Source organism: Marivirga harenae (genome assembly GCF_030534335.1).
Lineage (GTDB): Bacteria > Bacteroidota > Bacteroidia > Cytophagales > Cyclobacteriaceae > Marivirga > Marivirga harenae.
This window is the reverse complement of record NZ_CP130565.1, coordinates 853267-872370: the sequence shown is the minus strand read 5'-3', so window position 1 is coordinate 872370 and position 19104 is coordinate 853267. Positions and strand designations below refer to the sequence as shown.

Below are 19104 nucleotides of genomic sequence, written 5' to 3'. Positions count from 1 at the left end.
TCTATTCTGGAATAATCATGGCCATTTTATGCACCAAATAGTATTTTCCTGACTTCACCTCTTTACATCTCACCCGCGTCCTTCGAGTTTCATGTTTTTCAAAGAGGCGGTTTTCAAGCGTGAATTTTTGTCCAAGTTTAAGCTCTAAAAGGCTCATTTCGTCAGGATTCACAGGGTCAAAAGTTTTTAAAGCTTTAGCCAAACGAATATCAGAAAGTGAAGCTGCTTTAGGGTTAAGCATATAAACATTCAAAGCTTTCAATACAGGCTCAGGAAAAATTTCGGGAATCTGAAAAGGCAACATCAAATCTTTAAAGGCATTTTTCCATTCATTACCATGAGGCGAAACTCTTCCTTTAAATTTTTCATAGACCCAATGATGTGCCACTTCATGAACATATGTGATCAGAAAAGAGTACGGATTTAAGTTTTCATTGACAGTGATGATGGCCGAATCTTCATTTGGTTTTTTTCTGAAATCACCAAGTTTAGAATGTCTGGCTTTCACAACCACGAATCGAAATGGTTTTTCTTTCCAAAGATTGAAGGCCAGATCAACGGAATTATCAGGGACAAAGCGGCTTAATCTATGATGTATTTGTTTTTCGTAATGGTTCATAAGCTAATCAAAATTAAAGAGAAATTATGAAAAAATTAGCTTTTAAAGATGCTATTGTAAGATTTTAAAATAATACGATTGAATATTTCTGTACCTGATTCTTTTGTAAATTCCGTTTTAAGCTGTAATTTCAAAGCCCTTTAAAGCTTAAAGCAATATTAACAGGGCATAGGCTTGAAAAATCGCCAACATTTTATAATATCATACTCTTAAACCATTATAACTATGATTCAAATTATTCCATCCATCGCCATCCGAGACGGTAAAATTATTAGGGTTGAGGGCGCCAATATTGCTGGAGCAAAAGTGTATGATGATTCGCCTATCGATGTGGCAAGGAAGTTGGAAGATAATGGAATCAAGGTGGTTCACATCGTAGATTTAGATGGCGCTCACCGTGGGTCACCAGTCAATTATCATATCTTAGAAGCTATTCATGGGTATACAGATTTAGAGCTTGATTTTACGGGCGGTATTAATACAGATGGTGATATTAGTAAAGCCTATGAATATGGTGCCGATTATATTACCGCAGCAAGTATAGCTGTTGAAAGAAAGGAGCTGTTTGCCTCTTGGATCGTATCCTACGGTCGTGAAAAGATCACTTTAGGAGCAGATGCTTTAAATGGAAAAATAGCATACAAAGGATGGATGCAAAATACTGATATTGATATTGTTGAGCATATCAGGTATTTCTATGATAGAGGATTGAAATATGTAAAAACTACTGACATTAGCAAAGAGGGTTCTTTAGCAGGACCTGCATTTGATTTGTATCAAAGCATCTTAGACGAATTTCCAGACATCTGTGTTTTAGCCAGTGGAGGAGTACGTAATATTGATGATATTCGAAAGTTAAATGACATGGGTGTTTTTGCGGTAATTTTTGGTAAAGCTTATTATGAAGGTAATATCAAACTAAGCGATCTTAAGGAGTTCTTGGTTTAGACTTCTAGGAATGCTTCTAATGATGTTTTAGATTGACTAATAGGTTTTAATTATTCAAAAAGCAAAGTTGATGAACAGAAAAAACTGCGTTTTCATTGCAACAAGTTTAGACGGATATATTGCAGATAAAAATGGGGACATTGATTGGTTGCATGAAATACCAAATCCTGATAATTCAGACATGGGTTATACAAAATTCAACAAGGAAATTGATGCTGTTGTCATGGGACGGAAAACTTTTGAAACAGTACTAGGATTTGATGTTGATTGGCCATATACAAAGCCTGTTTATGTTTTGAGCGAAAAGTTGTATGAAATACCAGAATCTCATAGCAAACGAGCTTTTTTGTTGAAAGGAGAGTTGTCGGAAATTCTAGCTCAAATTTATCAAAGAGGGCATAATAATCTTTATATAGATGGAGGAACTACAATCAGAAATTTCCTAAGAGAAGACTTGATTGATGAAATGATAATAACTACAATCCCCGTTTTATTAGGTGGGGGCTCGCCATTATTTACTGATCTGCCAAAGGAGCTGAAATTTAACCTTGTTGAATCAAAAATATATTTAAATCAAGTTAGTCAGCTTCATTATGTTCGAGAAAGATGATCCTGCAAAAATTTAAACCAAAGCTAAATTTCAGCAGAGACAGTTATTTTTATCTTATTTCAGATCGAGATAAATTCACAAAAAAAGCCTGAATTAACATCCAGGCTTTTAGGTTTTCAAGAATTACTTTTTCTTAAAGTCCGTAATCGTTTTTTCTATAATGTCACAGCACTCATTCAATTGCTCCTCAGTTATAACCAAAGGTGGTGCAAATCGAATAATGTTACCATGAGTCGGTTTTGCTAATAAACCATTTTCTTTTAGAGCCATGCAAATATCCCATGCCGTGGAACTGTCCTCTGAATCATTGATAACTACAGCATTTAAAAGTCCCTTTCCTCTCACAAGGTTGACCATGTCAGATGAATCCACGAATTTCTGCATTCTATCTCTAAATAGTTGTCCTAATTTTCTTGCATTCTGAGCTAGTTTCTCGTCTTTCACTACTTCCAATGCGGTTAAGGCAATGGCAGCGCCAAGTGGGTTTCCTCCAAAAGTCGAACCATGAGTACCGGGAGTTAATACCTCCATTATGTGATCATTAGCTAAAACAGCTGAAACAGGATAAAAACCTCCTGATAAAGCTTTACCTAAGATTAGAATGTCTGGCTCTACATAAGTAGATTGCTTTTCGCAATGGCCTTGACAAGTACAATCACCACAAACAGCTAATAAACTTCCAGTTCTAGCTATTCCTGTCTGAATCTCATCAGCAATAAACAGTACGTTATGTTTTTTACAGATCTCCTTACACTTTCTTAAATAATCATTGTCAGGTCTGTAAACTCCTGCTTCTCCTTGAATTGGCTCCACCAAGAATCCAACCACATCATCTTCTCCTTCTAAAATTTTGTCTAAAGCCTCAGTATCGTTGTAAGGAATTTTTATAAAACCAGGATTGTAAGGGCCAAAGTTCTTTTTGGCATTAGCATCACTCGAAAAGGAAATGATAGTAGTTGTTCTGCCATGAAAATTTTGCTCTGCTACTATTACTTTACCAGCATTTGGAGCAACACCATTTTTCTCAGTCGCCCATTTTCTGGCAATTTTTAAAGCAGTTTCCACTGCCTCTGCACCAGAATTCATGGGTAATACCTTATCGAAGCCAAAATATTCAGTGATGTATTTTTCAAATGGCCCTAGAATATTATTGTAGAAAGCCCTTGATGTTAGAGTTAGTGTTTCAGCTTGTTTTTTAAGGGTTTCTAATATTCTTGGGTGGCTGTGTCCTTGGTTAACCGCACTGTATGAAGATAAGAAGTCATAATATTTTTTCCCTTCTACATCCCAAAGGAAAACTCCATCTCCTTTAGCCAAAACGGCAGGCAGCGGATGGTAATTATGAGCTCCATGCTTATTTTCCATGTCAATGGCTTGTTGACTGTTTTTGATTTCTTCAATCATAGCTTTAAAGTTTAAAAATTAGTAAATTGCACACTCTTGAAATGTAAATCTAACAAATCAGGACGGCAATCCCTTGGAAAACCAAAAAATAAGGCGGTATTTTTCCGCTAAGGTTTGTGATTATCAAAATATTGCCGATATTTGCAGACCAATTTGAAATCGACAACAAAATTAATTTAGATAGATATGGCACGAGTTTGTCAAATTACCGGAAAAAGACCACAAGTGGGAAACAATGTTTCGCACTCAAATAATAAAACCAAAAGAAGATTTTTGCCAAATTTGCAAAAGAAAAGGTTTTATCTTCCTGAGGAAGACAAGTGGATCACTTTAAAAGTATCTGCAAGCGCAATCAGAACCATTAATAAAAATGGTCTTACTTCTGTATTGAAGAAAGCACGTGAAAACGGTAATGTATTAGTATAATTTTCTATTGCTAAAAAATATAAAGCACAATGGCTAAGAAAGGAAATAGAGTTCAGGTTATTTTAGAATGTACAGAGCACAAACAAACTGGCGCTCCAGGTACTTCTCGTTATATCACGACCAAAAACAGAAAAAACACAACAGAGAGATTGGAGTTGAAAAAATATAATCCAATTTTGAAGAAATATACTGTTCACAAAGAAATTAAGTAATCATGGCTAAGAAAGTTGTAGCAAGTTTAAAAGATAAAGACGCTAAAGGTTATGCTAAAATAATCAAAGCAGTAAAGTCAAAAAACGGAGTTTATTCTTTCCGTGAAGAAATGGTACCTTTGGATATGGCCAAAGAGGCACTTAAAAAATAATTGTAGTTTTTAAGGTTTAAATTGATTTAAGTCCCTCTTTTGGGACTTTTTTTGTTTGTACACTTCTGCTATTATCCGTTTCTTAATGACTTTAGTGTTAATATTTCGTATTATTGTAAGCCTCTAATTACCATTACCTTTAAACCATATTAGAATGAGTATTTTCAAGATTTTCTCTAAAGAAAAAAAAGAGTCGCTCGACAAGGGCTTGGAAAAAACCAAGGATAGTTTCTTTACCAAGCTTGGGCGTACTGTAGTTGGTAAATCTCAAGTTGATGAGGATGTATTAGATGAATTAGAGGAGATTCTAATTAGTTCTGATTTGGGGGTCAATACTACGGTAAAAATTATTGACCGCATTGAAGAGCGAGTGGCCCGTGAAAAATATTTGGGAACAAGCGAACTCGATAAAATCCTAAGAGAAGAAATAGCCGGACTGCTTTCTGAAAACAATACTGACGATCTAAAAGATTTTTCTCTTCCTGAAGAGATTAAAAAACCTTATGTTTTATTGGTTGTGGGCGTAAATGGAGTGGGTAAAACTACTACCATTGGCAAATTAGCTGCTCAATATAAAAAACAAGGTAAAAAAGTTATTTTGGGTGCTGCCGATACTTTTCGTGCAGCTGCTGTAGACCAATTGAAGATGTGGGGAGCACGAATTGATGTTCCAGTAGTTTCCCATGGAATGAATACCGATCCGGCCTCAGTGGCTTTTGATGCTGTAAAGCAAGGGGTTGAGGAAGAAGCTGATATTGTAATTATAGATACAGCGGGTAGATTACACACCAAAGTCAATTTAATGAATGAGTTGTCTAAAATTAAAAGGGTAATTCAGAAGTTTGTAAGTGAAGCTCCTCATGAGGTACTGTTAGTGTTGGATGGATCTACTGGTCAAAACGCCATGATTCAAGCTCGAGAGTTTACGAAAGCCACTGAAGTTAGTGCTTTGGCCATCACTAAATTGGATGGGACAGCAAAAGGGGGTGTAGTAATTGGTATTTCCGAAGAATTCAAAATTCCTGTAAAATATATCGGAGTCGGTGAAAAAGTAGAGGATTTGCAAGTGTTCAACAAAATGGAATTTGTTGACTCATTTTTTAAACGAGTTTAACGAGTTTTTTCCATAATTTGCTTTTCCCTCCAGGCTATTCTGTAGGCTAAATAATAATTGAAGGTCCATCTGTTTTTGAATTCCGCCCTTCCAAAACCCGGGATATCATATGAACTGAATTGATCTGTATTGAATAACTTTCTGTTCAATTGAATTCTAAAATTGTATCCCATATAGAGATTTTTTAAAACCATGACTCTCAGCCCAGTTGTCATTTCAAACCAGCGTGCTCCAACGTTTTCATTGGTTAAATTTTGGTCATAAAGCCCGTAAACGGGATCAATTATACTAGTTACTAAGGATTCAGAATAGTTGGCTCTTGCATATCTTAACCCAAAAGTCAAAGTATTGTGATCGGGGTCAAATTTCAGGAAGTCAGCTTCTAGTCCAATTCTATAATAATTCCCTGAATTGGCATAATTAAAGTTGTTAGCTCTTATCAAATATTGACTAACTCCATAAGATCCAGTCAAATAAATTCTATGGAAATCAATATCTCCTTGAACCTCATATCGTTGTCGATTATTTCCAAATGCACTCACGCCTAAGGCAACTAAGTCAGTCCCGATTCTCAGTCCAGTTGGAATAAAGAAGGATTTGGGCACCTTTGGACGCTTCGGTTCCACAACTCTTTGCTGAACAGTATCAACATTGTCACTGCTATTTGGTACTTGACCAAAAAGTGAAATGCTCAATAAGCTAAAAAACAAACAACTTAATATTAGGCGCATTTACAGTCCTTTTTAAGGTATCATTAACAATTACTAAAGAATCAAAAGTTTGAAAAGCAGTATCCAAACCAATAAAGTCAATATTAAAACCACATTCAGGTGAGTCTACACTATTTCTTTTTTCATATGTGAAACTTATCGTATCTCCACGTGTTCCAGAGTAGAAGTAGAAATCTGTGTGATTTTCCACCGGACTTAAGGGAAGTTGAAAACTACTCAGGGTATCGGCTAAAAAGAAATAGTCATCGGTTTGTGGACTAACAATACTATCAAACACAACCCCAACATTTTGTTCTTCAGCATTGGCATTTAACGTCACGGTGCTAAATGTAACAAAATCTACATTAACACTATTGCAGTTGCTATCCACATCACATGCGAAGATTGAAATAGTCAGTAATAAAACTATGCTTTTCTTGATGATTGATTCCATTGGGATGCAAAGATATTATATATTCTGACAAGCTAAACTTGTAAATAGAGAATTGATGGGAATTCATCACATCTGAAACAATTCCTCTAATATTTGATTAACTTTGCGTCTTTAAATAACGTCAAATATGCAACCACACATATTTGGCAGTAAGGCATTCTCAACATTGATGCCAAAGTCATAAGCTAAGTGAAGTGTACTAAAAAATTTATTTTAAAGAGGAGATATTTTGAAGACGAAAGGATTAAAGAAGGACAAAGTTAATGTAGTAACCTTGGGATGTTCCAAAAACTTGGTGGATTCAGAGGTGATGATCACGCAGTTGAGGGGAAATCAGATCGATGTGACGCACGAATCAGATAAAGATGATTCCAACATCATAGTGGTGAATACTTGCGGGTTTATTGATAATGCCAAGCAAGAATCAATAGACACCATTTTACGCTATGCAGATGCCAAGGAGGAAGGTTTGATTGAAAAGCTTTATGTTACAGGCTGTCTTTCTCAACGATATAAAGATGATTTAGAAAAGGAAATTCCACAGGTTGATGCTTTTTTTGGCACTATGGAATTGCCAATGCTATTAAAAAAATTCAATGCTGATTATAAGCATGAATTAGTGGGGGAAAGGATTACCACTACTGCCAATCATTTTGCTTACATGAAAATAGCAGAGGGTTGTGATAGGCCATGCTCTTTCTGCGCTATTCCTATCATGCGAGGAAAACACGTTTCTCGACCTATTGAGGAATTGGTGAAAGAAGCCAAGAATATGGCCAGAAATGGCACAAAAGAAATCTTGCTTATTGCTCAAGATTCTACCTATTACGGACTCGATATTTATAAAAAAAGAAATCTTGCCGAGTTGTTGAAACAACTTTCTGATGTAGAAGGGATAGAATGGATAAGATTGCATTACGCTTTTCCTACGGGTTTCCCTGAAGATATATTGGATGTGATGGCAGAGCGAGATAATATCTGCAATTATTTGGATATGCCCCTTCAGCATGGCTCAACTAAAATGCTGAAAATGATGCGAAGAGGAACTACACGTGAGAAGCAAGAAGCCTTGATCGCAAAAATTAGAGAGAAAGTTCCGGGTATAGCTTTACGAACCACCTTGATTGCTGGGCATCCTGGTGAAACAGAGGAAGATTTTCAAGAAATGATGGATTTTGTTAGAAATACAAGGTTTGATCGCTTAGGTATTTTTCCTTATTCACATGAAGAAAACACGCATGCTTTTAGTTTTGAAGATGATGTTCCTGCTGAAATCAAACAAGATAGAGCGGATGCCGTAATGGAATTACAAACTCAAATTTCTCAAGAGTTAAACGAAGAGAAAATTGGTAAGACTTTTAAGGTGTTGGTAGATAGAAAAGAAGGTGGTTTCTTCATTGGTAGAACAGAGCATGACTCACCTGAAGTTGATAATGAAGTCTTGATTGATGCTACAGAAAGCTATGCCAGAATTGGCGATTTTGTGGAAGTAGAAATCACGGATGCCACCGAGTTTGACTTGTATGGTAATATGAAGTAATAATACAGTGTCTTTTTGACAAAATAATTGAGATGCTGGATAATTGACCTTAATAAATAGCAAATAGAAATCTTTGTGTAGTATAATTTTGTAACCTAAATAATATGAAGGTAGAATGTATTGATTTTTCTGAAACAGGTCTTTTCGCACCTATTTTTAATGATTTTGTTCAGCAAAAAGAAGAACTAAAGAAATTCTACCACCGCTATCCTAATCTAGAAGCTTTTCAAGAGCAAGTAAAGGAGAAATCTGAACATAAGGTCAATAGAGAAGTGCTTGTGGAGGTTCTGAAATCTCAATACGCACAAGTGTCTAAAGTTGAAGAAGCTGTTAATAAGAATATAGATAGTCTGGGTGATGAAAAAACATTTACAGTCACCACAGGGCATCAGCTCAATATTTTTACCGGCCCGTTATATTTTCATTTTAAGATTATTACAGTAATCAATGCTTGTAAGCAGCTAAAAGCAAAATATCCAGAGTATGATTTTGTGCCTGTTTACTGGATGGCCTCAGAGGATCATGATTTAGACGAAATCAGAAGTGTTCAGATAGAAGGTCGTAAGTATAAATGGAATACAGAACAAAGCGGGGCTGTAGGTCGAATGAAAACGGACGGGCTTGAAGCTTTGGCGGAAGAGTTAAGTGCTAAGAATAGTATTTTTTCTAAGGCTTATAAAGAGGCAGGAGATTTAGCTGATGCGGTCAGAGAATATGTAAATGAGCTTTATGGAAAGAAGGGGCTGTTGGTTTTAGATGCTGATAATCATAAATTAAAATCTGAATTTAAGGCGGTTATCCAAAATGATGTTTTAAATAATACTGCCAACGAGTTAGTAGAAAATTGCTCCAGTTCCTTAGATAGTATTGGATATAAATCACAATCATTTCCTAGAGAAATCAATTTCTTTTATTTGAAAGATAGTATCAGAGAGAGGATAGTAAAGGAAAATGGTGTTTTCAAAGTCTTGGGAACGGAAATTCAATTTACTGAGGATGAAATCAAAATAGAGATTGAAAATCACCCCGATCGATTCAGTCCAAACGTGATTTTAAGACCCCTCTATCAGGAAACCATTTTGCCTAATTTGGCATATACGGGCGGCCCTGCAGAAGTTGCTTACTGGATGCAGTTAAAGCCAATGTTTGAAGCTTTTAAGACTCCGTTCCCAATTCTTTTGCCTCGTAATTTTGGAATGATTATTCCGAATCAGATTCGTCATAAAATCAAGAAGCTCAAATTGAGAGAGACAGATTTATTTACGGAGAGGGAAGAGCTGAAAAAACAAGTTACTAAAAAAATCACAGCACAAAAGCTCAATTTGAATGATGAACGTCAGCAATTGAAATTGTTGCTTTCAGAAATACAGCAGTCTGCTGGTGTTATAGATCAGAGCCTCTCACAAATGACCGAGGCTGAGTCAGAAAAAATTAGAAACTCAGTTGATAAGATTGAAAAGAAGATGATGTCAGCTGAAAAGAGAAAGCATGCAGACAAAATGCGCCAAATTGACGAGATTAAAGATTATCTATTTCCTGGCAATGGTTTACAAGAGAGAAAGGAGAATTTTTTACCATTTTATCAGGCAGATGAGAAGTTCATTAAAAAGTTAATGAAAGCTTTTGACCCATTTACCTTGCAATTCCACATAATGAGATGGGATGGATAAAAGCACTTTACGAAAAGTCTATTTAGAGAAAAGAAAATTTCTAAGTCAAGCTGAGTACGAGAGACGGAATGAGTTGCTTTATCATCGTTTGATTAAGTTTCTAGAGGATAATCACTTCAATAGCATCCATACCTTTATACCCATCAAAAAAAACAAAGAGCCTGATGTTTTTCCATTTGTACAGTACTTATGGTCTGAAAAGCCGGAAGTAGATGTAATAACAGGGGTGTCTGATTTGCAAAACCCGATCATGCATCATGTGAAAATCACTCAAAGCACAACCTTTTTGGAGAACAAATGGGGGATACCAGAACCAAAAGACGGGGAATCTTATCTCATTGATAAAATTGAATGTGTGTTGGTTCCTATGGTCGTTGGGAGTAAAGGTGGCCATAGGATTGGTTATGGAAAAGGATATTATGATAGGTTTTTGGAAAAATGTAGTCCCAACACTCTTTTTATTGGAATTGCTTTAGGGCCATTATTAGACGGTGATTTGTATAAAGATCAATTTGATATCGGCATGCATAGGATGATCACTCCGTTTGAGATACGTGATTTAGGCAAGCCTATTTAGCTTCTTCCAACTTCTTTTTGATTTTCTTCTCTTTCTGCTTCAGAATTTGGAGTGCTATTTGTCTTGCGCTTTCTTCGTCAATTGTATTAAACAAATCGTGCGTTTCAATATATTTCATACCCCTTTTGATATGTCTTTTTTGAACATGGTATAAGAATGGCTCTCTTAAACTTTCTACATCTAAACTTTTTAACTTTAGATTTTGGCTTATGGTGTCAAATACTTGTTCTACAGATAATATTTTGGTTTCAGTTAACTTCTTATAAATTAACTCAACATCTTGTCTTTTGACTTCTAAGACAGCGTCCTCAAGTTGATTTATATTAATCCCTTCATTTGATGAGCTTGCTATTACCTTATCCAGTTTGCTGTTTACCGAATCGCTGATGATATTAATTTTTTTATTGTACTTTTTCGGAAGTAGGTTTATATATTTTTTATCAACTACTGCCTGCGCTACTATTTTCGGATAAAGCGCTTTATAGGTAGTATAAATAGCTATCCCTACAATAGTCAAAATTGTAACTGCGATTACTAATCTTTTCATGATTCTAGTAAATGTGTGCATTTTTCTATAAAGATGACTAAGTATATCAATCGTACTTATCAACTCACGTTTTTTGTATTTGTAAATTTATTGAAAATTCTTACATATTATTAGACACTATTTCTAAAATAAATGTTTCTCATTATTGAAGGTGTTTAAATCTACTGTTTTGATGTAATAAAATAATAGGATTTATCATTTTGCGAACGGCATTAATCTTTAAAAAATTGCTATTCAACATTATATATGAGGTGGTTAACGATTTTTGATCAAAATAATTAAAAAAATACATCTAATATTTATGATAGATACTTAATAATAACTAATTTTAACTATTAAAATAAATCAATAAAATATCAATAGATTAATAAATAGTTAAAATAGTATCAACTCTTATTAATTTAATTGTTGGTAAAAAGATACATTCGAATGAAGCATACAATATTGATAGTTGAGGATGATGAACCAATGCGATTATTATTGGATGTTTTATTGAAAAAGGACCATAAATTGGTTTTTAAGAATGATGGTCTTGATGGTATGAGATGGTTGTCTGAGGGAAATATACCATCAGTGATTATTTCTGATTTCAAGACACCCAACATGAATGGATTTGATTTTTTTACCAGTATTTCACAAAGCGGAATGTTTTCTGAAATACCATTTGTATTTATCAGTTGTAGAACTGATGAGGCCTTCAAAAATCGATGCTTGAAATTAGGGGCAAAAGGATATTTAGAAAAGCCATTTGATCCGGATCAATTATATGATTTGTTGGACGGAATTTTTAATGATAAAATTGAGCAATAATATTATGAATGCCAATAATCACTTGTTAAATAGTAACGAAAACTTTCTGATTGAAACGGATAAAGTTTTCAAAAAAAGGTTATTGTATATTACCAATGAGGCTATTGGTGAGCCAAACTTGGGCATGTTTGCAAATGTTGAAAAAGTAAATTTCGCTTTTTTACTTGAAGAAATTAATCAATGCTCATCTTCAAATGCGCCTGATGCCATTATTTTTCATACTAATTATTTAGATCACATTTTTTTCAAGAACTTAAGTACATTAGGTTTTACTGTGCGTTCCTCAGCACATCATATTCCGATAATTGTGGTGTCCAATGAAGTTGATACGGAAGTAAAGAAGAAAATTCTTAGGGTTGGTGCTGATGATTGTTTTCCAGTTGATTTCAATGCGGAGAAATTAAATTATTGGATTGATTTTCTTAAGCTATTTAAGAGGTTAACACAGGAGGACAATACATCAAAAAATAATTTTTCTAACTATAAAATTGGTTCTACGAAGAGGGTGTTTGATATTTTAGTGTCTGGAAGCCTTCTTTTATTATTAAGCCCATTGTTTTTAATAATTGCGTTGATAATAAAGATAGAATCGCGGGGACCTATTTTTTATGTTTCCAAAAGATCCGGTGTAGGTTATAAAGTTTTCAACTTCTTAAAATTTAGATCCATGGCAGATGGAGCTGATAAGGAGCTAAGTAAATTATCACATTTGAACCAATACGGACAAGGTAATCAAAAAAATAATGAGGTGAACTCAGTATTCTTTAAAATTAAGGATGATCCAAGAATTACTAGATTTGGTAAATTTTTAAGAGATACAAGCTTGGATGAGCTACCCCAATTGATAAATGTTGTAAAAGGTGATATGTCTATTGTCGGAAATAGACCACTTCCTTTATATGAAGCACAACAACTAACTAAAGATCAGTGCGCTTTACGTTTTATGGCAGCTGCAGGAATCACCGGTTTGTGGCAGGTAACTAAAAGAGGAAAATCTGAGATGTCTGAGGAGGAAAGAATATCATTGGACATTGAATATGCAAAAAGTAATTCATTTAAGAGTGATTTAAAGCTATTACTAAAGACTTTCCCAGCTTTATTGCAAGAAGAGAGGGTTTAAAATCATGATTGATGCTTTACATACAATAGAGATAATTGTACTGCTTTACATTATATTTATAGTAGTCTATAATTTGATTTTTGTTATTGCTGCTCTTAATTATCCTTATAAATCAAAAAAGACTCAAAACTTTTCTACGAATATTAAATTTGCGGTTTTAGTTCCTGCATATAAAGAAGATACAGTAATTCTAAATTCCGTTAAGCAAAACTTGTTAGTTGATTATCCTAATGAGTGTTTTGACTTAATTGTGATTGCAGATCAGTTGAAATCTTCGACTTTGAAGGAACTTAACGGAACAGATGCGATCACTCATGAAGTTAAGTTTGAAAAAAGCACAAAAGCAAAAGCTATTTCAAGCGCTTTGGAGAAGTACACTAATTACACGCATGTTGTAATATTAGATGCAGATAATATCATGAGCAAAGATTTCCTTAGCTACCTAGCATTTTCATTTGAAAATGGGTCAGTTGCTATACAGGGAAGAAGGAAAGCTAAGAATGTAAATACGCCTTATTCTGTTTTAGATGGTATTAGTGAAGAAATTAGTAATACAATCTTCAGGCAGGGAGCTGAAGGAATAGGTGTTTCAAGCCCAATTGCCGGATCTGGAATGGCTTTTTCTTATGAGTTAATTTATCAAAAAATAAAAGACTCAAATGCTATTGGTGGTTTTGATAAAGAGTTTCAAATAGAGATAGTGAAGGATTATGCTCATATTAACTATGTTAAAGAGGCTTATGTATATGATGAAAAAACAGAAGATTTAAAAGTATTTGAAAACCAACGAAAAAGATGGATTTCGAGTCATTTCATCTTTTTGAAGCGGTATTTTACCTTAGGTATCAAGTCTTTATTCAGAGGAAATTTTGATTTATTTCATATGGCCGTGCTGATTCAAGCGCAACTTCCAAGAATGTTTAATTTAGGTATGTTGATGTTGTTAATCGTTTTTTCGTTTGTCTTATCTGATTTTGTATTAATCCCTTCAATTTTTTGGATGGTATTTTTAATGCTATATATGGTTACTTTGCTTTTGGCTGTTCCAAAAGCATACTTTAATAAAAATTTGATTTACGCAATCCTGAGAATACCCAAATTACTCTTTACGATGTTAGGAATACTCTTCAAAATGAAGGAGTCGAAAAGAACATTTATCCATACTCCTCATAAAAACATATAGCACATAAATGAATTCAAAATTAACACCGAAGTATACTAGGTATGCTGACATAAAAAGGTTAGCATTTATTGTGTCTAACCTAAGGGAGTGGCATGAAAATCCTGAGGATGTCCATATTCTTGATGTAGGTTGTGGAAACGGCATTATTAGTCTTAATCTAGGTGAATTGGGGTATAATGTTCATGGAATAGAATTAAGTGAGGATGCAATAAAAATTGCAAAGGATCAAAATAAGTTTTCGAATGTAATTTTTGAGAAGGCCAATGCAGAGACTTTGAAATTGGAAGGTAAAAAATATGATGTGGTAATTTGTTCTGAAGTATTGGAACATTTGAATCAGCCTGAAAATCTACTTGAAGAATTACGATATCTGATCAAAAATAATGGAGCATTAATTGTGACTGTCCCTAATGGAGTGGGGCCACGGGAGCTGTTTGTAACTCGACCATTTATTAAGATTAGGAATAATAATGGGATTAGCTGGAAATTGTTGAGCTCAATAAAAAGTAAGTTAGGTTATTCTGGGACTACTATTCAATCTGCAGCATCTGATTTAGATCACATTCAATTTTTTACAAAAAAGCAATTGAGGAAATTAGCAGAAAATTCAGGATTTGAAATAGTCATGCTTAAATCAGCAAATTTTATTGACGATGTGTTTCCCTTTTCAATTGTCGCCAGGAATTCAATTAGCATTCAGAAGTTTGATTCGAAAGTTGCAGATTTACTACCTACATCATTTTCTGGTGGATATCATATGGTTTGGAGAAGGAAAGAAGATTAACTTTAAGATGATAAAGGATGTAGAAGTTAGTTTCATAACTGTCAATTACAACGGCTTGGATGATACAATGGAATTGCTTACTTCCATTGCTAATTTACAGAAAAATGACATTTCCTTTGAAACAATTGTTGTAGACAATGCTTCGAAGGAAGATCCAGAACCCAAGATTCTTTCAAATTTTCCGTTTGTAAACCTTTTGAAATCCAGCACTAACCTTGGATTTGCAGGAGGAAATAATTTAGGTATTAAACATGCCAAAGGAAAATATCTATTTTTTATTAACAATGACACAATAGTTTCTGATGATTTGGTAGAAATACTTCTTCAAAGATTTAAAGAGAATGATCAACTTGGCATGTTATCACCTAAAATTAAATTTCATGAAACTAATATCATTCAGTATGCTGGGTTTTCCCCACTTAATGTTTTGTCTCGTAATTTTGCCTATGGGAATAAAAGAGAAGACGGTAGTGAATATGAAGAATTTTTGAATACATATGCAGGACATGGTGCAGCTATGATGGTTCCAATGAAAGTAATTGAGAAAGTGGGTGCAATGCCAGAGTTCTACTTCTTGTATTATGAAGAATTAGATTGGGCCCAACAGATTGCAAGAGCAGGTTTTGAAATAAAAGTCGAGCAAAAAGCAAAGATTTACCACAAAGAATCTATGTCTGTCGGTAAGAATAGCCCTTTTAAAACCTATTATATGAATAGAAACCGGATATTGTTTGTTAAAAGGAACTTCAATGGGATTAAGAGATTTATCGGACTTTTCTACTTGTTCTTTATTGTATCCCCTTCTAAATTATTAAAGTATTTTATTTATAGGGAAAAAGACCATTTTAAGGCTTATCTTAATGCAGTTAAATGGCATTTAAATACTCCAAAATATGAGTAGTGGTCAGACAAAAATTAATGTCTTACTTGGTATAAGACAGGGTAAAATTGGAGGAGGGGAATCACATGTTTTTGACTTAGCTAAGAATCTGGATCAAAGCAAAATTAAGCCAGTAGTTTTATCTTTCACTGACGGCCCCATGGTGACTAATCTTAAAAACATTGGTATTACGGTAGAGGTCATTAAAACAGCTAGATCATTTGATCTTTTGGTCCTTTTAAAAGTAGTTAAATTAATAAAGAAATACAATATTGACATTATCCATGCTCATGGAACACGGGCTGCTTCAAACTTATTATTTGCTTCCAAAATAGTAGGTAAACCAATTCTTTATACGGTTCACGGTTGGTCATTTAATGATGCACAGAGTAGGAAAATCAGAACCATAAGAAAGTTAGGAGAAAGCTTTATATCCAAAAATGTTGATTTGATAATCAATGTTTCTCAATCGAATCAGAGAACAGGAAAACAATTATATAGAGGATTTAAATCTCTTCTGATAAAGTGTGGAATTAATCGTGATAAGTTCAGTTACCAAACGGACGGTAATGAGTTTAGGCAGAAAAATGATCTATCAAAAGAATTCATATGGTTTGCTTTGATAGCTAGAATGACATTTCAAAAGGACCCATTAAATATAATCAGAGGGTTTAATCTTGCTCAAAAGGAAAATGCAAAAATTAGATTAGTATTGGTCGGGGAAGGAGAGCTTGATAACGAAAAAAATGAGCTGATTAGGAATTTTAATTTAGAAGAGAAAGTAAGAATTTTGCCTTTTCATGAAAATATTCCCGAAGTATTAGCGGCTATTGATGTCTACTGTCTAGTTTCATTGTGGGAAGGTTTGCCCATTGGGCTATTAGAAGCGATGTCAATGAAAAAGGCTTGTATAGTAAGTCCAGCCGATGGGATATTGGAGGTCATAGTAGATCGAGAAAATGGTCTGATTGTTGATAAATCCAATCCGGAGCAATTAAAAAGTGCAATGCTAGAGCTTGCAAATAATTCTGAGTTCATCAAAACATTTGGAGAGAAAGCATATCAAAAGATTGATGAAGATTTTTCCATTGAAAGAATGGTGACTAGAATTGAGAAGGAATACAGCAGACTGATATAATTAAAATCACAGTTATCTAAAAAATATTTGATTATTATTATTTAACTTGATATTTAGAACCTTATGACTATTTAAAAATGAAGATTGGCATAGAAGCCCAAAGGATATTTCGTGATAGAAAACACGGGATTGATATTGTGACTATTGAACTTATCAAAGCTTTACAATTATTAGATTCTGATAATGAATACTTTGTGTTCTGTAATTCAAAGGACGAAGATGTTTCTAGCTTATTCAAGAACCTGCCTGTTAATTTTCATATTATTCAAAAGTTTTCTTCAAGTTATGCAGTTTGGGAACAAATACACCTCCCTATTTTAGCTAAAAAATATAAAGTAGATTTGTTGCATTGCACTGCCAATACTGCCCCTCTATTTTTAAATATTCCCCTAGTCCTCACCCTTCATGATATAATTTATCTTGAAAAGGTGCAGTTTATCCATGGTAGTCTGTACCAAAGAATAGGTAATTTTTACCGAAGATTACTCGTCCCCAAAATTATTAGGAAATGTGCAAAAATTGGAACGGTTTCAAATTATGAAAAGAAAAAAATATCAGATTACTTCCAAATATCTGAAAAGGACTTGGATACTTATTATAACGCATGTTCAGAGTATTTTAGAGAAAAGAGAGATAAAGAAAAAGTTGCTCAGTTTCTTAAGGAATATAATTTCCCTGATAAATACATCTTGCTATTTGGAAGTAGGGATCCTAGGAAGAACACAGAAAATTCTATAGTTTCTTACGCAAAATATGCCGGTAATACGCCCTCCGAAGAAGTACTCCCACTGGTAATTCTAGATATTGAGAAAGAATATTTCCAAAAAATTGTTAGTAGAAATCAGCTGGGTGATATAGAACATTTGATCACTACGAAAAGATATGTTTCTAATTATGATCTAGTAAATGTATATAATGGCGCAACCGTATTCTTGTTTCTGTCTACCCGTGAAAGCTTCGGAATTCCAGTTTTAGAAGCTATGGCTTGTGGAACGCCTGTAATTACTTCTGGATTAACTTCATTACCTGAAGTAGGCGGAGATGCTGCTGTTTATGTCGATCCATTGAATACAGTAGAGATAGGTAAAGAAATAAAAAGGATTTTGTCAAATGAAACAAAACGACTTTCTATGACTGAAAAGGGCCTTAAAAGGAGTAATGAATTTCAGTGGAAATACTCAGCTGAGAAATGGTTAGCTACTTATCTGTCTTTTTCTCAAAATAAAATACTTGTAAAATGATAAGATCTTTTTTTTTACTAGTCATATTTTTTAGCTATTCTTTTGTTAATTCTGCTCAGGAAATTATCAAACCAAAGTTGAATCAGGCTTCTGTTGACCAATTTAGTTTTCAGGTGCTAGGTAAATTGCCTGAAACCATCAATGAAGCTTCTGGTCTTGAAACTTTCGATTCGAATTTGTATTGGACTCACAATGATGGAGGGATTCCAGTGCTTTTTGGAATAGATTCGATTGGAACAATAATTAAAACGGTTCACTTAGCGAACAAAAATAGGGGCTGGGAAGATTTAACAAGGGATGATTACGGAAATTTATACATAGGAGCTTTTGGTAATAATAAATCGGATAAGAAGGAACTTAAAATTTATATTGTCCCGAATCCAGATAGCATAACGGCAAAGGTCACCTTAGCAAAAGTGATAAGTTTTAGTTTTGAAGATCAAAAGGCTTTTCCACCAACTCCAGATAGAAATAATTTTGATATTGATGCTTTTTTTTGCCTTAATGATTCCCTCTATTTATTTACGAAAAATAGGACAAAGCCCTATAATGGTTTAATAAATGTTTATGCGTTACCGATCACCAGCGGTGATTATATTGCTAAAAAAGTAGATGCATTTAAACTTGATGGGGCAATGCTAAATAATTGGATTACTGGAGCGGATATTTCAAAAGATAAAGGCACTATCGCTTTATTATTCCATCACAGAATTATTACAATTGAAAATTTTCTTACTCCAGTTTTTTCAAAAGGTACCTTTACAGAGTACAAGTTAAATCAATATTCGCATAAAGCTGGAATTGTTTTCACCAAGAAAAAACAATTGATGATTGTAGATGAAAGAGAAATGAATTTTATCGGAGGAAATATTTATCAATTTAATTATCAGTGACTTAGATTATTTTACTTTTTTTTTATACCTTAACATACTGTTGTAATAATTTTCTTTGAGACAGCATTAAAA

Annotated in this window: 22 protein-coding genes; 17 read left to right on the top strand and 5 right to left on the bottom strand. The window is 34.0% G+C overall.

Going from position 1 to position 19104, the window contains the following annotated elements; all coding sequences use genetic code 11:
• Nucleotide 1: 1 nt before the first annotated feature.
• Complete coding sequence (locus tag Q3Y49_RS03660; protein WP_303270890.1) at nucleotides 2–619, bottom strand: SprT family zinc-dependent metalloprotease; 618 nt, start codon at nucleotides 617–619, stop codon at nucleotides 2–4.
• 225 nt (nucleotides 620–844) lie between these two features.
• Between Q3Y49_RS03660 and Q3Y49_RS03655 the strand changes: the two genes are divergently transcribed.
• Both Q3Y49_RS03655 and Q3Y49_RS03650 read left to right on the top strand, forming a co-directional pair.
• The gene (locus Q3Y49_RS03655; protein WP_303270889.1) at nucleotides 845–1567 is read left to right on the top strand and encodes a 1-(5-phosphoribosyl)-5-[(5-phosphoribosylamino)methylideneamino]imidazole-4-carboxamide isomerase; all 723 of its coding nucleotides are present in this window, start codon (nucleotides 845–847) and stop codon (nucleotides 1565–1567) included.
• Between the two features lie 70 nt (nucleotides 1568–1637).
• Nucleotides 1638–2177, top strand: coding sequence for a dihydrofolate reductase family protein (locus Q3Y49_RS03650; RefSeq protein ID WP_303270888.1), 540 nt, complete (start codon nucleotides 1638–1640; stop codon nucleotides 2175–2177).
• Between the two features lie 123 nt (nucleotides 2178–2300).
• Here Q3Y49_RS03650 and rocD read toward each other — a convergent pair whose 3' ends face one another.
• Nucleotides 2301–3581, bottom strand: coding sequence for an ornithine--oxo-acid transaminase (rocD, locus tag Q3Y49_RS03645; RefSeq protein ID WP_303270887.1), 1281 nt, complete (start codon nucleotides 3579–3581; stop codon nucleotides 2301–2303).
• A 186-nt stretch (nucleotides 3582–3767) separates the two neighbouring features.
• Here rocD and rpmB point away from each other — a divergent pair, with 186 nt between their 5' ends.
• The 4 genes from rpmB (at nucleotide 3768) to ftsY (ending at nucleotide 5485) form a co-directional block, all read left to right on the top strand.
• Nucleotides 3768–4007 carry a 50S ribosomal protein L28 gene (gene rpmB, locus Q3Y49_RS03640; RefSeq protein ID WP_303270886.1) on the top strand — a complete coding sequence of 80 codons (240 nt, stop codon included), beginning with the start codon at nucleotides 3768–3770 and terminating at the stop codon, nucleotides 4005–4007.
• Between the two features lie 29 nt (nucleotides 4008–4036).
• On the top strand, nucleotides 4037–4219 hold the full coding sequence (rpmG, locus tag Q3Y49_RS03635; protein ID WP_303270885.1) for a 50S ribosomal protein L33: 183 nt from the start codon (nucleotides 4037–4039) through the stop codon (nucleotides 4217–4219).
• Nucleotides 4220–4221: 2 nt separating this feature from the next.
• On the top strand, nucleotides 4222–4371 hold the full coding sequence (locus tag Q3Y49_RS03630; RefSeq protein ID WP_303270884.1) for a DUF4295 domain-containing protein: 150 nt from the start codon (nucleotides 4222–4224) through the stop codon (nucleotides 4369–4371).
• A 154-nt stretch (nucleotides 4372–4525) separates the two neighbouring features.
• Nucleotides 4526–5485, top strand: a complete 960-nt coding sequence (ftsY, locus tag Q3Y49_RS03625) for a signal recognition particle-docking protein FtsY (RefSeq protein WP_303270883.1) — start codon at nucleotides 4526–4528, stop codon at nucleotides 5483–5485.
• Here ftsY and Q3Y49_RS03620 read toward each other — a convergent pair.
• Both Q3Y49_RS03620 and Q3Y49_RS03615 read right to left on the bottom strand, forming a co-directional pair.
• Entirely contained in the window at nucleotides 5482–6216 is a 735-nt protein-coding gene (locus Q3Y49_RS03620) for a DUF6048 family protein (RefSeq protein WP_303270882.1), read from the bottom strand. The two genes, ftsY and Q3Y49_RS03620, sit on opposite strands and share 4 nt — an antisense overlap.
• Complete coding sequence (locus Q3Y49_RS03615; protein WP_303270881.1) at nucleotides 6185–6649, bottom strand: DUF6452 family protein; 465 nt, start codon at nucleotides 6647–6649, stop codon at nucleotides 6185–6187. The genes Q3Y49_RS03620 and Q3Y49_RS03615 overlap by 32 nt, the downstream gene beginning before the upstream one ends.
• A 229-nt stretch (nucleotides 6650–6878) precedes the next feature.
• Between Q3Y49_RS03615 and rimO the strand changes: the two genes are divergently transcribed.
• The 3 genes from rimO to Q3Y49_RS03600 all read left to right on the top strand — a co-directional run bounded on the left by rimO (nucleotide 6879) and on the right by Q3Y49_RS03600 (nucleotide 10436).
• Nucleotides 6879–8189, top strand: a complete 1311-nt coding sequence (gene rimO, locus Q3Y49_RS03610) for a 30S ribosomal protein S12 methylthiotransferase RimO (protein ID WP_303270880.1) — start codon at nucleotides 6879–6881, stop codon at nucleotides 8187–8189.
• A 104-nt stretch (nucleotides 8190–8293) separates the two neighbouring features.
• A complete protein-coding gene (gene bshC, locus Q3Y49_RS03605) occupies nucleotides 8294–9859 on the top strand; it encodes a bacillithiol biosynthesis cysteine-adding enzyme BshC (RefSeq protein ID WP_303270879.1) in 1566 nt (521 codons plus the stop codon).
• Nucleotides 9852–10436, top strand: coding sequence for a 5-formyltetrahydrofolate cyclo-ligase (locus Q3Y49_RS03600; protein WP_303270878.1), 585 nt, complete (start codon nucleotides 9852–9854; stop codon nucleotides 10434–10436). The genes bshC and Q3Y49_RS03600 overlap by 8 nt, the downstream gene beginning before the upstream one ends.
• Here Q3Y49_RS03600 and Q3Y49_RS03595 read toward each other — a convergent pair.
• Nucleotides 10429–10983 carry a hypothetical protein gene (locus tag Q3Y49_RS03595; RefSeq protein ID WP_303270877.1) on the bottom strand — a complete coding sequence of 185 codons (555 nt, stop codon included), beginning with the start codon at nucleotides 10981–10983 and terminating at the stop codon, nucleotides 10429–10431. The two genes, Q3Y49_RS03600 and Q3Y49_RS03595, sit on opposite strands and share 8 nt — an antisense overlap.
• Nucleotides 10984–11412: 429 nt before the next feature.
• Between Q3Y49_RS03595 and Q3Y49_RS03590 the strand changes: the two genes are divergently transcribed.
• From Q3Y49_RS03590 to Q3Y49_RS03555, 8 genes are all read left to right on the top strand, one after another.
• On the top strand, nucleotides 11413–11793 hold the full coding sequence (locus Q3Y49_RS03590) for a response regulator (RefSeq protein ID WP_303270876.1): 381 nt from the start codon (nucleotides 11413–11415) through the stop codon (nucleotides 11791–11793).
• Entirely contained in the window at nucleotides 11783–12913 is a 1131-nt protein-coding gene (locus Q3Y49_RS03585) for a sugar transferase (RefSeq protein ID WP_303270875.1), read from the top strand. Before Q3Y49_RS03590 ends, Q3Y49_RS03585 begins: the two co-directional genes overlap by 11 nt.
• Before the next feature lie 4 nt (nucleotides 12914–12917).
• Nucleotides 12918–14096, top strand: coding sequence for a glycosyltransferase family 2 protein (locus tag Q3Y49_RS03580; protein WP_303270874.1), 1179 nt, complete (start codon nucleotides 12918–12920; stop codon nucleotides 14094–14096).
• Nucleotides 14097–14103: 7 nt separating this feature from the next.
• Nucleotides 14104–14880, top strand: a complete 777-nt coding sequence (locus Q3Y49_RS03575; RefSeq protein WP_303270873.1) for a class I SAM-dependent methyltransferase — start codon at nucleotides 14104–14106, stop codon at nucleotides 14878–14880.
• Complete coding sequence (locus Q3Y49_RS03570) at nucleotides 14843–15781, top strand: glycosyltransferase family 2 protein (protein WP_303270872.1); 939 nt, start codon at nucleotides 14843–14845, stop codon at nucleotides 15779–15781. The genes Q3Y49_RS03575 and Q3Y49_RS03570 overlap by 38 nt, the downstream gene beginning before the upstream one ends.
• Nucleotides 15774–16898, top strand: coding sequence for a glycosyltransferase (locus tag Q3Y49_RS03565; RefSeq protein ID WP_303270871.1), 1125 nt, complete (start codon nucleotides 15774–15776; stop codon nucleotides 16896–16898). The genes Q3Y49_RS03570 and Q3Y49_RS03565 overlap by 8 nt, the downstream gene beginning before the upstream one ends.
• Before the next feature lie 77 nt (nucleotides 16899–16975).
• Nucleotides 16976–18139: a glycosyltransferase family 4 protein gene (locus tag Q3Y49_RS03560; RefSeq protein WP_303270870.1), complete on the top strand. Its 1164-nt coding sequence runs from the start codon at nucleotides 16976–16978 to the stop codon at nucleotides 18137–18139.
• Nucleotides 18136–19032 (top strand): hypothetical protein, encoded by an 897-nt coding sequence (locus Q3Y49_RS03555; RefSeq protein ID WP_303270869.1) that lies wholly within the window; start codon nucleotides 18136–18138, stop codon nucleotides 19030–19032. The genes Q3Y49_RS03560 and Q3Y49_RS03555 overlap by 4 nt, the downstream gene beginning before the upstream one ends.
• Nucleotides 19033–19104: the final 72 nt, after the last annotated feature.